The following is a 15,161-nucleotide window of genomic DNA, read 5'->3' on the forward strand; positions in this document are numbered from 1 at the left end:
ATCGCGATACTCGCCTCCTCATTGCGGACCGCTGGCATAAGGTGGAGGCGAAGACCCATCCGCCCCGTTGCGAAGCAGGAGCCCCGGCACATGAAGCTCAAGTCAGTCACCCTCCACCAAGTCTCGATTCCTCTCGTCACCCCGTTCGAGACCTCGTTCATGCGGGAGACCGAGAAGGACTGCTACCTCGTCGAGGCGGTGTTCGACACTCCGAAGGGCGAGATCACCGGGTGGGGTGAGTCCGTCGCGATGATCTCCCCGCTCTACTCTTCCGAATACGTGGCCGCCGGCATCGACGTCACCCGCCGCTGGCTGGCGCCACTCCTCTTCGACGTCGAGGACCTCACCGCGGAGACCGTCGGGTGGCATCTCCGCCACGTCATCGGCCACCCGATGGCGAAGTCCGCACTCGAGATGGCCGTCATCGAAGCTCAGCTGAAGCTCAACGACCAGTCGTTCAAGGACTACTTGGGCGGAGTCGTCGATACGGTCCCCTCGGGCGTTTCGGTGGGCATCCAGGATTCCGTCGAGGAGACCGTCAAGGTCATCGGCGACTACCTCGACGAGGGGTACGCCCGGATCAAGCTGAAGATCAAACCCGGCAAGGACATCGCCCCCGTGGCCGCCGTGCGCAAGGCCTTCGGCGACGACTTCGGCTTCCAGGTCGATGCCAACGCCGCCTACACCCTCGTCGACGCTGCTCATCTGCGGCGCCTCGACGAATATGGGCTGCTCCTCATCGAACAGCCCCTCGGCGAAGCCGATATCCGCCAGCATGCGGAGCTCGCGAAGCTCATGGACACCCCGATGTGCCTTGATGAGTCGATCGTCTCCGCCGAGGCGGCCGCGGACGCGATCATGTTGGGAGCCACCTCGGTGATCAACATCAAACCCGGACGAGTCGGAGGGTTCATCGAGGCGAAGAAGATCCACGATCTCGCCGCGGCCCACGGCGTCGCCGTGTGGCACGGAGGAATGGTCGAAACCGGCCTGGGGAGGGCTGCGAATGCAGCGCTGGCATCGCTGCCGGGCTTCACCCTGCCCGGCGATATCTCCGGCTCGAACCGCTTCTTCCATGAGGACATCACCGAGGAGATCGTCATGTACGACGGCAAGGTCGATGTGCCCACCGGCGTCGGCTTCGGCGTCTCCATCGACCCGGCCAAGCTCGAACGCTTCCGCACCGAATCAGTGGAGATCCTGCCCGGACAGTGATCCGAATCCCGCTGAGGCGGCCCTCCCTTCACCGGCCACGGACCGATGATGGGCGGGCCGCCTCAGTCGTGGGTGTGGGTCTCCTCGGCGGCGTCCTTCGCCCGGTCGAACTGGAAGGTCGAGTGTTCGATCGCGATCTTGTGGTGTTCCGTCAGGCACTCCTGCAGAGCCTTGAGGATGCGCGGGGCATGCCCGTCATAGAAGCATTCATCGGCGAGAACGACATGAGCGGTGAGCACCGGCAGGTTCGAGTCGATGCGGGTGATGTGGAGGTCGTGGACTTCCTGCACATGCTCGACCGCCTCGAGATGCTCGCGGACCTTGTCCAGATCGAGCTCCTTCGGTGCCTCTTCCAGCAGGATCGACCCGGTCTCGCGCAGGATGGCGAACGCCCGCGGGACGATGAGCGCCGCAATGACCAGGGCAGCCACCGCGTCGGCGCGCTCCCACCCGAAGAGCCAGATCGCCAGAGCTGCGAGAATCACGGCCACGGAGCCGAGCGCGTCGGCGATGACCTCGAGGAACGCCGCTTTGAGATTGAGGGAGTCTTCCTTCGATGAGCTGAGGATGACGATGGAGACGAGATTGCCCACGAGACCGATGGCGCCGAAGAGCAGCAGGCCCGGCCCGGGCACCTCCGGCGGGACGAAGAATCGCCGGATGCCTTCGATGAGGCTGTAGACGCCGAGCCCCAGCAGCAGTGTTGCCTGGGCCCCGGCTGCGAGCACTTCTGCCCGACGGAACCCCCAGGTCTTCTGTCCGCCCATCGGTTTGCTGACCAGACTCGCCGCGAAGAGTGCGATCCCGATGCCGATGAGATCGACGGCATTGTGGCCGGTGTCGATGAGCAGCGCCAGGCTGCCCGTGACGACGGACCCGATGAGCTGGAAGACGAAGATCGTCGCGACGATGCCGAAGACGATCCTCAGCTGCCGCCGTGAACCTGAACCATGCGCATGATCATGAGCCATAGATACCTCCTCAACTCAACACATTAACATATGCACATTTATTTATGCATCTGATCGACCCCGACGAAGAATCGGAGCCACCCGACCCCAGCTGCGTCTCCTGCTGGTGAATTCACCTCGAAATCGTTCGGAGAATCGAGGTGGATCCACACGCGGGACACATCACCGCCCGGCCGGTCGGCACCTCGGCGCGCTCCATGCACGAAACGGCCGCCGAGGAAGTCCTCGGCGGCCGCTGTCTGCGCGTTGTGGGCGCCTCGGCACCCGACGTTGTCAGCTCTGAGTGTCCTGACCGTCGTCGTCCTGACCGCGGGTGCCCCTGCCGTCGGTGCTCTGACCGCCGCCGGGCTCATCGCCACCGGGCGCGGCTTCGCCCGAGCCGGCCCCGGCCTGACCGGTCCCCGCCGCGCCTGCGCCGCTTTCGTCGAGGCGGCGCTTCGCCTCGTCGATATAGGCCTGGACATCGAAGCCGGTGGCCTTCTTCACCTCGTCGCCGATCCGGTCGAGATCGACCCCGCTGTCGTCGAGGAAGGCCTTCGGGTCGAAGCCGGAGCGGTTCGATCGGGGGCCGGAGGCCGCGCCGTCTGCCACGACCCCGTCGACGACCTTGCCTGTACTCGCATCCGCGGCAGAGGCTCCGTCCGGTCCCCCGCTGTCGGATCCGCCGGAACCACCAGGCCCTCCCGGCTTTCCGGACCCGTCCGACCCAGCACCACTCGAACCAGCCTCGCCGGAGCCCTTCGCCTTGGCCACGAGGTCGGTGAGGTCGACACCGGTCGTTCCGCGCACGACCTCGAGGACCTGCGAGAGGTTGTTCGACACGGAGTTCGCGAGCTTCGACTCACCGTCGGTGGACACGATCGAAAGATCCTTGATGTTCGCGTACGGTGCGACGAGCTCGCCTGCCACGCTCGGCAGCACCTCGAGCACCTTCGACAGCACGGCCGCATCATTGAACTGCTTGTAGGCCTCGGCCTGTGCACGCAGCGCCTCGGCTTCGGCTTCACCGCGGGCACGAATCGCATCGGCCTCGGCTTCACCTTCGAGGCGGATCGCCTCCGCGTCCTTCGACCGCCGATGCAGTTCGGCAGCGGCCTCGGCTCGGCCCTGCGCCTCGATCTCATAGGCCCGGGCATCGGCCGCAGCCTGCTGCCGGTAGCGTTCGGCGTCGGCCGGTCGGCGCACTTCGGCGTCGAGCTGTTCGGCACGCAGCTCCGCGGCCTCCTTCGCCACGATCCGGTCCTTTTCGAGCAGCTTCTGCTTCTCGGCTGCCGCCGCCAGCGGGCCCGCATTGTCGGCCGTCGCCTGACGCTGATCGGCCTCTTCCTTCAGCGCGGCCCGCCGCAGAGCCAGCTGCTGCTGCTGTTCGGCGATTGCCTGGTCGGTCAGCGCCTGCTGCTTCTGGGTCTCCTCGTTCTGCTGCGCCTGCTCGACGGCCGATGCGCGGCCGGCGTTCGCCTCGGCGATGGCGGCGTTCTTCGCCACCTCGGCGGCCTGCGGGCGGCCCCAGTCGCGCAGGTAGCTGCCTTCGTCCTCGACCGCCGAGATCTGGAACGTGTCGATGATGAGGCCCTGATTGTTCATCGAGTGCGCGGACTCCTCCTGCACCTGCGCGGCGAAGGAAGCGCGATCCTGGATGATCTGCTCGACGGTGAGCGTGCCGACCACGGCGCGCAGGGTGCCCGAGAGGATCTCCTTCGAGTAGTGGTCGATCTGATCCTGCTGGTCGAGGAAGCGCTGCGCGGCCTTGCGCACATCATCCTCGGTGCCGCCGACCTTGACCTGGGCGACTCCGCGCAGACGCAGGGCGATGCCGTTGATGGAGATGCCGTCGATCTCGACGGAGATCTGCCGCGAGGACAGCGACAGGATGAACGCCTTCTGCACGATCGGATAGACGACCGAGCGACCGCCGATGACGATGCGACCGGTGCCGGACGACCCCGAAGCGTTCCGGCCGGTGATGATGAGCGCCTCGGACGGTGAGGCGATCTTGTAGGACCTGAGGATCACGAGCAGGGCAATGAGAATGATGACGACGAGGATGCCGATTCCTCCGACGCCGAAGAGCAGGTCCATCGGTGGGCCTTTCATCGCGGTTGGGCGGCCGTTGTCCGGCCCGTCCCATTCATCCTATGCGAGCCCACGGACACAGGACAGGGAGGATGTCCGCCGAGGCGGCTCTTCACGCCCGCCGTCCGTCCGGATCCGCACCTGCCGCCCCTCGCCGAGGCGGTCGGTCAGAGCCGTCCGCGCTGCGGGCTCGCGGTGTCGATCAGTCGATCATCTGCCCCAGTCGCCGGGAGGGCCCGCCAGCAGCAGCCCGGAGAAGACGAGAACGACGAAGATGATCCCGAGGCCGACTGCCAGCCACGGCGACCGGATGCACCAGGAGGTGAGCTTCTCGAACCAGGTCTGCGGAGTGCGGCCGTTGCGGCCCAGTCCCCAGTCGCCTTCGAGGGACCCGGTCTTCTCCACCGAGCGTTCGAAGGGAATCGTGGCATAGGGAATGATCGCCGACCCGAGGCCCGTGGCGATACGACGCTTGCTCCACTGCTGCGAGGTGCCGACCCCGATGACGGCGATGACGAAGCAGATGAAGACGAAGCCGTGGATGCCTCCGCCGATCCGCACCCCCACCTCGGTGGTGTGGGTGACGTATTTGAGGAACATGCCGATCAGCAGCAGAGTCCAGGTCACGGTCTCGGCGATGGCGAAGAAGGTGAAGAAGCGTTTGGGAGTCACGGAAGACCATTGTGCCCGGACAAGGTGAACGCCCACTGAGGAGCGCCGCCAGGTGAGTCGCTCGATCTCAGATCTGGGTCAGTGCCGACTCAGCTGCGCCATCCGAGCTGCGCCGCCGGATCACTCCGCAGCCATCGCCATCTTCGCAGACGAGAACGACCCGATACGGGCCGGTGACCGTTACCAGTCACCGACCACGCATCGGGCCGTCCGTGCCGATCAGGGCACGTCGTCTCGGCTGCCCCTCAGCTGCGGCGGCGGCGTGAACCCAGCGTCATCGCCAGACCGAGCGCGATGAGCGCTCCGGCCGAGAGAATCAGCGGCAGGGCTTCGTTACCGGTCCGCGGCAGGTCTCCTCCACCGCCGCCGTTGCCACCGTCACCGGCTCCCGGCCCATCACCTTCGGCGACGACCTCGAAGGATCCGGTCAGCGGGTCTCCGCCTTCGCAGTCGACGGTGACGTCGTAGGTGCCGATGTAGCTGTCGACCATCGACGCGTCGAGTCCGCGGACTCCGAATCGGGCAGTGCCGTCGGCTCCGACCTCGGCGGTCTGCTCGAACGTCTCGATCTTCCCGTTGTTCGGGGTCACCGTCATCGTCGCCGTGGTGTCGGCGGCGCAGCCGGTGGCCGCAACCTGGACGCCCTTCTCACTGACGAAGTCCGGCGCTTCGATCGTCTTGGGATCGATGCTCAGTGCTCGTTCATCAGGGGCCTCGGTCGGTGTCTCCGTGGGCGGATCGGTGGGGTCCGTGGGCGGAGTCGTCGGATCGGTCGGTGGATCCGTCGGCGCGTCGGCCAGCTCATAGGCCAGCGTGTGGACGGCGAAGCCGATGGCGGGAGCGAAGATGTCGATGGACTCCTTGCTCACGTTCTCGATCGTGTCCGTGGGCTGGTGGTAGTTCGTGTCGTGCTTCTCGCCGACGGTGCCGCCGAACATCTCAGCCTCTTCAGCCGTCTTCGTGCCGTCTGCTCCGGAGAACAGTCCGCTGGCCGGGATGCCGTTGTCGATGAACGCCTGGTAGTCCGAACGTCCGGAGAAGGCGGTGCCGACGTTGGGCTGGTCGATGTCGGCGAAGTAGTCGGTGAAGACCTTCTCGAGTTCGGCCGAACCTTCGGGGACGTTGACGCCGTCGGGGATCGGCACATCGGAGCCGTCGGAGTCGAGCGTGCCGACGATGTAGTTGTCGGAGCCGATCATGTCGAAGTTCATATAGGACTTGATCTTGCCCAGCTCGGCATCGTCGAGGCTCGCGACGTACTCCGTCGAACCGACGAGTCCGACTTCTTCCGCGCCCCACCAGCCGAAGCGGATGGCGTTGTCGACCTCGGTCGGCTGCTCGGCGAGCGCCTCGGCCGAAGCGAGGAGTGCTGCGGATCCGGATCCGTTGTCGTTGACGCCGGGGCCCTCTTCGACCCCGTCGAGGTGGGCGCCGAACATCTGGACGTTGTCATGGTCGCCGGCCTTGGTCTCGGCGATGACGTTCCAGGTCGTCTCGGTGACGAACTCGGTCTCGAGCGTGAAGTCGGCGGTCAGGGCCGCGGCTTCGGCCGCCGCGTCGTCGGCGGCGGCTTCCTCGGTCTCGTCGGCACCCTGCCCGAGGCCCGCCTCGGCGTCAGTCTGGCTGCCGGCTTCTGCGCCGGCCTCGGCACCTGCGGCTTCGACCTTCTCGACGAGGTCGGTGCCGACGTTGTAGGTGACCGTCACCGTCGGGGCACTGCCTTCCATCCGCTCACCCAGGGTGGCGTTGAGCTCCTCGTCCGGGTTGTCCTTGTCGTTGTTGTAGATGATGACCGCTGCGGCACCGGCCTCGGTGGCGGCCTTGGTCTTCTCACCGAAGGCGCATTCGCCGCGGGACACGAGCACAAGCGCACCTTCGGCGCTGGAGTCGAAGTCACTGGCCTGACAGCCGAGCTGTCCGCCGGCCAGGTCGCTGTTGTCGTCATCGACCGGCAGCACCACCGGCAGATCGGTCAGCGGCTCAGTGGTTCCCTCTGTGTATGAGGCGGTCGCAACCTTGACCGCTTCCCCGTCGACCTTGACGTCGACGGTGCCGAAGTTCTGGCCCTCGACATCGAAGGCCTGACGTTTCACATCGAAGGCTCCGGTCGCCTCGAGGGTGGATTCGACGTATTCCACGGCTTCTTCGTAGCCGGGGGTTCCCAGCGCACGGTGACCTTCATCCGCGTGCGAGGTGGAGATGTCGGAGATCTTCTGCAGATGCTCCATCACGGCGTCGCCGTTGACGCCCATATCGGTGTGTTCGGTCGGTCCCGCGGTGCCCGCTGCCAGCGCCGGGCTCACCCCGCCGAGGACCAGTCCGGCTGTGGCGGTGACTGCCAGCCAGCTCTTCGTTCGCAACTTCATGGAGTTCCTTTCGCTCCTTTGTCTGTGTCCAGAGGAATCGCACATGACGGCGCACCGGAAATGACCGCCACGGCATGACTGCTCGTCCACACCGGTGTCGGCCTCTTTACAGCTGCGCTTGCGGGGAAGCTCGATTCTGACGCTTCGCTATGACTCGTCATTGGTAACGAATCACATGCTTCTATAACGAAACGGTGACACAACTCACATTGGTCATAAATCTAACGCACACCAGCCGGCTTTTATGTTACGAATTGATAACAACCGGTCACTGATCGATTTCGCACACGCGGACAGCCTGCGGTCGCGATGCGGATTCTCTGCGGTCATTGCCTCCGCGCCGACGATCGCTCCCGCGGCACCCCAGCCGCACCGGAACCGCGCCCACACGCGCCAGACCGAGCAGCACCAGACCGAGCAGCGCCGGCCCAGCGTCACGGTCACTCGACCGAACCCGCCCGGCCGCTCAACGCCGCCCACCCAGTGCCGGGAATCAGAGCGCACGACTAGACTCGGACCAGTGACGACCGATGACTCCGCAGGAGCGACTCCGCCTGCGTCCCCCGACAGACGAACCGTTCGCCGCTGGCAGCGCTACCTCGCCAACGAACGGCTCGAGGAACGGGTTTACCGCAACCTCGCCGAACGCCGCAGCGGAGAGGATCGTGAGATCCTGCTCAGCCTGGCCGCCGCGGAATCCCGGCACCAGGAGCATTGGATCACGCTGCTCGGCGAGCATGCCGAGAAGCGCCGTTCCGCCGATCTCCTCACCCGCTGCCTGGCCTTCCTCGGCGGTCTGTTCGGCTCCGTGTTCGTCCTCGCTCTTGCTCAGCAGTCGGAGACGAGCTCGCCGTACGACGAAGACGAAGCCGCCTCGGCCGAGATGGCCGCCGACGAACGCATCCACGCCGAGGTGGTCCGCGCTCTGGCTGCCCGTTCCCGCGCCCGCCTGTCGGGAAACTTCCGTGCCGCCGTCTTCGGCGCCAACGACGGACTGGTCTCGAACCTCGCACTCGTCCTCGGCGTCGGCGCGGCGGGAGTCTCGAACACCGTCATCCTTCTCACCGGCGTCTCTGGGCTGCTGGCCGGCGCCTTGTCGATGGGAGCCGGCGAGTACATCTCGGTGCGCTCCCAGCGCGAACTCCTCGACGCCTCCACCCCGGACCCCGAGTCCCGGCACGCCCTGGCCGACCTCAACATCGACGCCAACGAGCTCGCCCTCGTCTTCCGCGCCCGCGGCATGGAGACCCACGAGGCCGAGGCTCGCGCCAACCGCACGATCGCGGCGGCGAAGAACAGACAGGCGCCGCGCCTGCCGAACCTCGACTCCGAGGTCGACCGTGACGAACTCGGCACCGGCATCGGCGCTGCCCTCTCAAGCTTCTGCTTCTTCTCCTCCGGCGCGCTCATCCCGATCCTGCCCTACATCTTCGGCCTGTCCGGACTGCCCGCCGTGTTCCTCTCCGCCGGCCTCGTCGGCATCGCGCTGCTGTTCACAGGCGGCATCGTCGGCCTGCTCTCGGGCAAATCACCCGGCCCCCGCGCCCTGCGCCAACTCGGCATCGGCTTCGGTGCCGCCGCCGTGACCTACGTCCTCGGCCTGCTCTTCGGAGGTACCGCATGACCGATCCGCTCATCCTCGTCGACCCCACCGCGGCTGAGTTCGAGCTCACCGATCTCGGTGCCGCTCAGCTGCCTGTCACGGATCTCTCCGCTCATCGCGGGGACGGCATCTTCGAAACCGTGCTGGTCAGCGTGGGGACGCACGGTGCCACCGTGGTGTCGCGGGAACGGCACTTCACCCGCTTCCGCGCATCCGCCTCGGCGCTGGATCTGTCCGATCCGGACCAAGGACTGTGGGATCGGGTCATCGATTCCCTCATCGCCGAGGTGGCCGCCGCCGATCCCCAGAACGTCGAGTTCGGGATCCGCTATGCCCTCTCGCGCGGGGAGCAGGACGCGAACGGTCGGTTCCGGGGCCGCGGATGGGCCTTCCCCGTGCCCGTGGACGACCATATCCTCACAGCCCGGGAGCAGGGTGTCACCGCCGTCAGCCTCGACCGCGGATTCGACGCCTATATCGGCAGCAAGGCCCCGTGGCTGCTCATCGGCGCGAAGACGCTGTCCTATGCGGTCAATCAGGCGGCCGGCCGCTATGCCGCGGCGAACGACGCCGACGAGGCGCTGTTCGTCTCCCACGACGGAATCGTGCTGGAAGGCCCGACCGCAAACCTCATCATCCGCCGAGGCAACCGCCTCCTCACACCGAATCCGGAGGCTGGTCTGCTGTCGGGAACGACGCAGCGCCTGATCTTCGATCATGCGGAGGGCCTGGGGCTGCGCGCCGAATACGCCGACCTCGGACTCGACGACGTCAAGGACGCGGACGGGGCCTGGTTCGTCTCGTCGATGCGCACGGCCGCCGCTCTGCGCGAACTCGACGGCAACGCGATCGCTGTAGATCAGAATCTCACGGACCGATTCCAGGCGATCGTCCGCGGCCGCTGACACCCCGGTGAGTCTGTGGGGATGACCTTCCCTCGGCCGTCCGGTCTCTGGGTGCTGTCGGGATGCGCTGTCGGGATGCGTGCTGTCGGGGATGCGCTGCCCCGAGCTCTTCAGGCTCGGGGCAGAGCGTCGGCGGGTTTCGCCGAGGGGAGAGTGAAGGCGAGAACGAGCCCGAGGATGCAGGCGGCGCAGCTGATCAGCCACACCGGCCAGAAGACGCCGGAGAGTCCCGGCAGCAGCGCAAGCAGGAATCCGAGGGCGCCACAGACGAACAGTCCGGTGACGACGCGCGTCTTCCACTTCCTCAGCATCGTGTGCCTTTCTCTTCACGTTTCGGTTCAGACCTTCCCTTTGCCCGACCGAAGCGTGCTCTCACGCTATCCCCGCCGATCTGCCCGGCACATCCCCCAAAAGTATGAAATGAGGGAACTTTCTCGACCTCGTTCGATCGGGGGTGGCCCCGGGCGCATCGTCCTGCGTTAGTGTTGTCTTCGACGGAATACGTTCCCGCGACTCCCCAGAGGCACGGGATCCAAGGTTCAAAGGAAAGGACACGAGCATGGGAAAGCTCGCTTGGCAGATCATCGGCGTGGGAGCGCCTATCGCAGCTGCATTCGTCGCTCGCAAGACCCTGACCTTCGCGTGGGAGAAGTCGACGAAGCGCCCGGCGCCGTCGAACCCTGTCGATGACGAGATCTCGATGTCCGAGGCTCTGGCCTGGACGATCGTCTCCGGCGTCGGCGTGGCTGTGGCTCAGCTCGTGGTTCAGCGCATCGCCGCGAACACCGTGCGCAACAACTTCGGCGATGAGGCCCTGCCGAAGAAGTTCCGCAAGCAGATCGAAGAGACCACCGACTGATCCTTCGCTGACCTCCACCAGCGAAACGGCCCGCGAAGCACATGCTTCGCGGGCCGTCTGCTTCCCCGACGGACTCTGCCGGTTGAGCCAGGCCCGTCAGCAAACCCCTCGGCAAACGCGGGTCAGAAATTCATACGCCCTGATCAAGATCACCGCGTATGAACTTTGAGGCCGCTCTTACACACCTACCTCCGACGCGGTCGAGGATCTCGGCGAGGACCGATGCCTCGATCTGCCCCGGGGCCGAGGCCCGACCGATCTGCGCGAATGTGGCGCAGCTGCCGAAGTCGGCGCCCATGATCCGGCTCGTCCGGCCCAAGAGTCCCATCGCGATCCCGAGCACGGGAACCGGCAGCGAGGCATCCGCCGCGGCCGTCGCCTCCAGGAGACGCAGAACATCGGCCGGCGCCTGCGGCATCATCGCCACCTTGGCCACATCTGCACCGGCCTCGCTCATCGCAGCGAACGTCTTCAGCAGGCGTTCGGCGGAGTCCGTGGACTCGAAATTGTGGTGTGAAGCGACGACGGGCACGCTCGCTTCCCGCGCCGAGGCGATGAGGGAGCCCGACTCTGCCCGGTCGAGCTCGATGTCGACGGCGACAGGAACGCCTGAGTCCACGGCGCCGAGATCGCCCGCCACCGCTTGCACGGCGGTGCCGGCTGAGGCACCAGACTTCGCCTCGACATCAGCGACCCCGGCGATGAGTTCCCGCACCACCTCGGCGTAGGCGTCCTCCGTGATCTCCACCTGCCCGCCTTCGAAACCGGTGCGCACGGTCAGAAGAATCGGCAGCCCGGCTGTGAGCGCATGCGGAAGCAGACGAAGGGCCGCCTCGGCGAGGCCGTGCACACCACTGTGCGCCCCACCTTGTGCGGAACCGGAAGCGGCGGCGAGCAGCGGATCGATGCGCCATTCGACGGCGTCGACGATCCCGGTCGCGGCGGCTGCAGCGCATTCGGCAGCAAGACCCTCGGCATCGAGCGCCAGCGTGGGCACGATGATGGCCGGTCGGTCGGGATTGCGCACGGCGGGCGATCCTACGGCAGGATTGAGGAACGGCAATGATTTCATCTCTCAAGCGTAGGCGGTGATCAGGCACGCGCAGGCGGGAGGACACGGGTGGAGACGATGCAGATGGACAGGATCAGCGCACGCGATGGCTTCCCGCTCGAAGCCCAGGTCAGCGGGCCGAAGGACGCCCCAGCGCTGCTCCTGCTGCAAGGACAGTCGAATTCGCACGAGTGGTGGGACGATCTGCGCGGGGACTTCGAACCGGACTTCCGCACGATCACGTTCGACTATCACGGGACGGGCGGCAGCCGGGGTCAGCTCGGCGAACTGTCGACGGCGAGCTTCGCCGACGACGCCGCGGACGTGCTCGACCACTTCGGCGTGGATCGGGCCGCGGTGTACGGCACGTCCATGGGCGGGCGCATCGCGCAGATGCTGGCGCTCAACCACCCGGGTCGAGTGAGCGCGCTCGTACTCGGATGCACCTCCCCCGGCGGTCCGCACGGGGTCAAGCGTCCGCGCGAGGTCGGCCAGGCATTGGCGCGGCTGCGCGGAGATGAGCACACTCAGTACCTCTTCGACCTCTTCTACACCCCCGAGTGGACGGTGTCGGCGAAGTCCAGCAAGATGCTCGGCGACGACACGATGACGGCCGCCGAGTCATCCGCCCATCTGCGCATCAGCGCCAATCACGACGCGTGGGATCGACTGCCGGAGATCACCGCTCCGACGCTGATCATGCACGGCGACGCCGACAGGATGAACCCGGTCGGAAATGCCCGCATCCTCCACGAACGCATCCCCGGTTCTCAGCTGCGCATTCTGCCGGAGGGCCGCCACGGATTCTTCGAAGAGTTCGCCGAGGTGGTCACTCCGGCCGTGATCCACTTCCTCTCGGAATCGCTGCGGACGCCCTGAAGACAAGGCCGCCTACTGCATCAAAACCTCATATCCGGTAACAAATCCATAAACGGTACATCTACATGCTCCAATCGATGATTATAACAATCAAGTAACGCACGAGCAGTTGTTTCCCCAGGTCAGAGCGCCAGTCAAGAAGGGCGCGCCGCATAATCCCGATGAGATCTCTGCCGAAGACCCTGAATAAAACTACAATGGTGGATCAGATATCCGTGTGCGGTGAGGCGCGTGCGCAATTGAGCTATTCGGATCTGTTCTGCGAGCACCGAACCGTGCAAACGGGGGTGAAGCCTCTCGTTCTTGCGGACTGCCAAGAATGCAAGGAGGAAGCACGTGAGCGTTGTCAAAGCGTCACACGTCTACAAAGTTTTCGGAAAGCGCCAAGGCGAAGTCGTCAAGCGACTCGAAGAAGGCGCGGACCGCGATGATCTGACCAAACTCGGAACGGCCGCCGTCATCGACGCGAGTTTCGACGTCCAGGAGGGCGAGATCTTCGTCGTCATGGGCCTGTCGGGCTCGGGCAAGTCGACCCTGATCCGCACGCTCAACGGGCTCTGGGCACCCACTGCCGGGTCCGTCGAGGTGCTGGGCACCGATATCGCAAAGGTCGACGCCGCGACACTGCGCAAGGTCCGCAGCGAACACATCTCGATGGTGTTCCAGCACTTCGCGCTGCTGCCGCACCGCACTGTCCGGGACAACGCCGCCTATGCGCTCGAGATCCGCGGAGTCGCGAAGGCGGAACGGGACAAGGCCGCCGACCGCTGGCTCAAGGCCGTCGGCCTCGATGGCTGGGGCGACAAATTCCCCGAACAGCTCTCGGGCGGTATGCAGCAGCGCGTCGGTCTGGCCCGCGCGCTTGCGGCCGAGACCGACATCCTCCTCATGGACGAAGCCTTCTCCGCCCTCGACCCGCTGATCCGCCGCGAAATGCAGGAACAGCTCGTCGAACTGCAACGGGAGCTGAAGAAGACGATCATCTTCATCACCCACGACCTCAATGAGGCGATGTTCCTCGGTGACCGGATTGCGGTGATGCGCAATGGACGCATCGTCCAGGTCGGCACCCCGGAGGACATCCTCACCGACCCTGCCAACGACTATGTCGCGCAGTTCGTCCACGACGTCGATCGAGCACGGGTCCTCACCGCGAACAACGTCATGGAGAAGGCACGTCAGACCGTGACCAATCAGAACGGCCCCCGCGTCGCGCTGCGCACCATGCGTGAGAACAACGCCTCGGGCGTGTATGTCACGGACAAGGACCGGAAGTTCCTCGGACTCGTCAGCGACCGCGCCTGCGTCGAGCACATCCGGACAGGCGCCACGACTCTCGACGAGATCATCAAGCCGGTCGCCCACCCTGCGTCCCCGGACGACCTGCTCATCGACCTCTTCCTCCCGACCGCGGAGATGCCTCTGCCGGTGCCGGTCACCGACTCCGACGGCGAACTCGTCGGTGTCGTGCCGCGGGCAACCCTGCTCGCCGCGCTCGGCAACCAAAACGGCAACGACGAGCAGGCGACGGACGCCTCAGTCGAAGGCTGGCCCGAGCCAGTCGACACCGGGATCATCGACCAGGTACTGGCCGAAGGCGATGATGCCGCCGCACCGCAGGTCGCCGGCGAAAGGGGTGAGCGCTGATGGAGAACATCCGAATTCCGATCGGAGCCTGGGTCGACACAGCATTCGACTGGCTCAAAGAGAACGTCGCGTGGTTCTTCGACGCCGTCACCTGGCTGTTCAACCTCCTCATCGACGTCCTCACCGACGTGCTCGTCGACCTCCATCCGCTCGTCATCATCATCCTGCTGGCGCTCATCGGCTGGGTCTTCCGCTCGTGGCAGATGGCCGTGGGCACCCTCATCACCCTGTTCTTCATCATGACGATGGACCAATGGGTGGCCGCGATGCAGACCCTGGCGCTGATCATCATCGCCGCTGTCATCGCCGTCATCATCGCCATTCCGGTCGGCATTCTGGCCGCACGCAGCGACAAAGCCTCAGCGGTCATCAAACCGATCCTCGACTTCATGCAGACGATGCCGGCATTCGTCTACCTCATCCCTGCTGTCACCTTCTTCGGCATCGGCGTCGTCCCCGGCCTCGTGGCAACGGTGATCTTCGCTCTGCCTCCGGGCGTGCGGTTCACCGAGCTCGGCATCCGCGGCGTCGATTCGGAGACGGTCGAAGCCGGACAGTCCTTCGGTGCGACTCCAGGCCAGATCCTCCGCGGAGTCCAGCTGCCCTTGGCCACGCCCACGATCATGGCCGGCATCAACCAGGTCATCATGCTCGCACTGGCCATGGCCGTCATCGCCGGCATGGTCGGCGCCGACGGGCTCGGAAAGAACGTCGTCGAAGCGATCGCCACGCAGAACCTGCCGCTCGGCGTCGAAGCCGGACTCGGCGTGGTGATCATCGCGGTCTACCTCGATCGCGTCACCGCAGCCTTGGGCAATGCCAAGGACTACCCGCGCTCGCTCGTGGCAGGGATGCGCCGTCGCCGCACGAAGAACAAGGCAACTGCCGCAGCAGCCTGAATCGATGGACCACACAGTCTG

The 15,161-nt window shown here is 65.7% G+C and carries 13 protein-coding genes; 7 read left to right on the top strand and 6 right to left on the bottom strand.

The window, feature by feature from the left end:
* Nucleotides 1–90: 90 nt before the first annotated feature.
* Nucleotides 91–1,215, top strand: coding sequence for an o-succinylbenzoate synthase (gene menC / locus CXR29_RS16025; RefSeq protein WP_101554382.1), 1,125 nt, complete (start codon nucleotides 91–93; stop codon nucleotides 1,213–1,215).
* 62 nt (nucleotides 1,216–1,277) lie between these two features.
* Here menC and CXR29_RS16030 read toward each other — a convergent pair whose 3' ends face one another.
* The 4 genes from CXR29_RS16030 to CXR29_RS16045 form a co-directional block, all read right to left on the bottom strand.
* Complete coding sequence (locus CXR29_RS16030; protein ID WP_101595332.1) at nucleotides 1,278–2,186, bottom strand: cation diffusion facilitator family transporter; 909 nt, start codon at nucleotides 2,184–2,186, stop codon at nucleotides 1,278–1,280.
* Nucleotides 2,187–2,459: 273 nt separating this feature from the next.
* A complete protein-coding gene (locus tag CXR29_RS16035; RefSeq protein ID WP_101595329.1) occupies nucleotides 2,460–4,265 on the bottom strand; it encodes a flotillin family protein in 1,806 nt (601 codons plus the stop codon).
* A gap of 204 nt (nucleotides 4,266–4,469) precedes the next feature.
* Nucleotides 4,470–4,931 (bottom strand): DUF3817 domain-containing protein, encoded by a 462-nt coding sequence (locus CXR29_RS16040; protein WP_101554385.1) that lies wholly within the window; start codon nucleotides 4,929–4,931, stop codon nucleotides 4,470–4,472.
* A gap of 245 nt (nucleotides 4,932–5,176) precedes the next feature.
* Entirely contained in the window at nucleotides 5,177–7,297 is a 2,121-nt protein-coding gene (locus CXR29_RS16045; protein ID WP_101554386.1) for a M28 family peptidase, read from the bottom strand.
* A gap of 520 nt (nucleotides 7,298–7,817) precedes the next feature.
* Here CXR29_RS16045 and CXR29_RS16050 point away from each other — a divergent pair.
* Together CXR29_RS16050 and CXR29_RS16055 are read left to right on the top strand one after the other, a co-directional pair.
* Nucleotides 7,818–8,921: a VIT1/CCC1 transporter family protein gene (locus CXR29_RS16050; protein ID WP_101595325.1), complete on the top strand. Its 1,104-nt coding sequence runs from the start codon at nucleotides 7,818–7,820 to the stop codon at nucleotides 8,919–8,921.
* Nucleotides 8,918–9,805 (top strand): aminotransferase class IV, encoded by an 888-nt coding sequence (locus CXR29_RS16055; protein WP_101595323.1) that lies wholly within the window; start codon nucleotides 8,918–8,920, stop codon nucleotides 9,803–9,805. Before CXR29_RS16050 ends, CXR29_RS16055 begins: the two co-directional genes overlap by 4 nt.
* A gap of 110 nt (nucleotides 9,806–9,915) precedes the next feature.
* Here CXR29_RS16055 and CXR29_RS16060 read toward each other — a convergent pair whose 3' ends face one another.
* Nucleotides 9,916–10,116: a hypothetical protein gene (locus CXR29_RS16060; RefSeq protein WP_025777086.1), complete on the bottom strand. Its 201-nt coding sequence runs from the start codon at nucleotides 10,114–10,116 to the stop codon at nucleotides 9,916–9,918.
* A gap of 248 nt (nucleotides 10,117–10,364) precedes the next feature.
* Here CXR29_RS16060 and CXR29_RS16065 point away from each other — a divergent pair, with 248 nt between their 5' ends.
* Nucleotides 10,365–10,664 (top strand): DUF4235 domain-containing protein, encoded by a 300-nt coding sequence (locus CXR29_RS16065; protein ID WP_025777085.1) that lies wholly within the window; start codon nucleotides 10,365–10,367, stop codon nucleotides 10,662–10,664.
* 130 nt (nucleotides 10,665–10,794) lie between these two features.
* Here CXR29_RS16065 and CXR29_RS16070 read toward each other — a convergent pair whose 3' ends face one another.
* Nucleotides 10,795–11,736 carry a type I 3-dehydroquinate dehydratase gene (locus tag CXR29_RS16070; RefSeq protein WP_127365070.1) on the bottom strand — a complete coding sequence of 314 codons (942 nt, stop codon included), beginning with the start codon at nucleotides 11,734–11,736 and terminating at the stop codon, nucleotides 10,795–10,797.
* Nucleotides 11,737–11,799: 63 nt separating this feature from the next.
* On the opposite strand from CXR29_RS16070, the gene CXR29_RS16075 reads away from it, so the two are divergent.
* From CXR29_RS16075 to CXR29_RS16085, 3 genes are all read left to right on the top strand, one after another.
* A complete protein-coding gene (locus CXR29_RS16075; RefSeq protein ID WP_127365071.1) occupies nucleotides 11,800–12,594 on the top strand; it encodes an alpha/beta fold hydrolase in 795 nt (264 codons plus the stop codon).
* 336 nt (nucleotides 12,595–12,930) lie between these two features.
* Complete coding sequence (locus CXR29_RS16080) at nucleotides 12,931–14,241, top strand: quaternary amine ABC transporter ATP-binding protein (protein WP_127365072.1); 1,311 nt, start codon at nucleotides 12,931–12,933, stop codon at nucleotides 14,239–14,241.
* The gene (locus tag CXR29_RS16085) at nucleotides 14,241–15,140 is read left to right on the top strand and encodes an ABC transporter permease (protein ID WP_127365073.1); all 900 of its coding nucleotides are present in this window, start codon (nucleotides 14,241–14,243) and stop codon (nucleotides 15,138–15,140) included. The genes CXR29_RS16080 and CXR29_RS16085 overlap by 1 nt, the downstream gene beginning before the upstream one ends.
* Nucleotides 15,141–15,161: the final 21 nt, after the last annotated feature.

The sequence above is a fragment of the Brevibacterium linens genome (assembly GCF_003999335.1).
GTDB lineage: Bacteria > Actinomycetota > Actinomycetes > Actinomycetales > Brevibacteriaceae > Brevibacterium > Brevibacterium linens.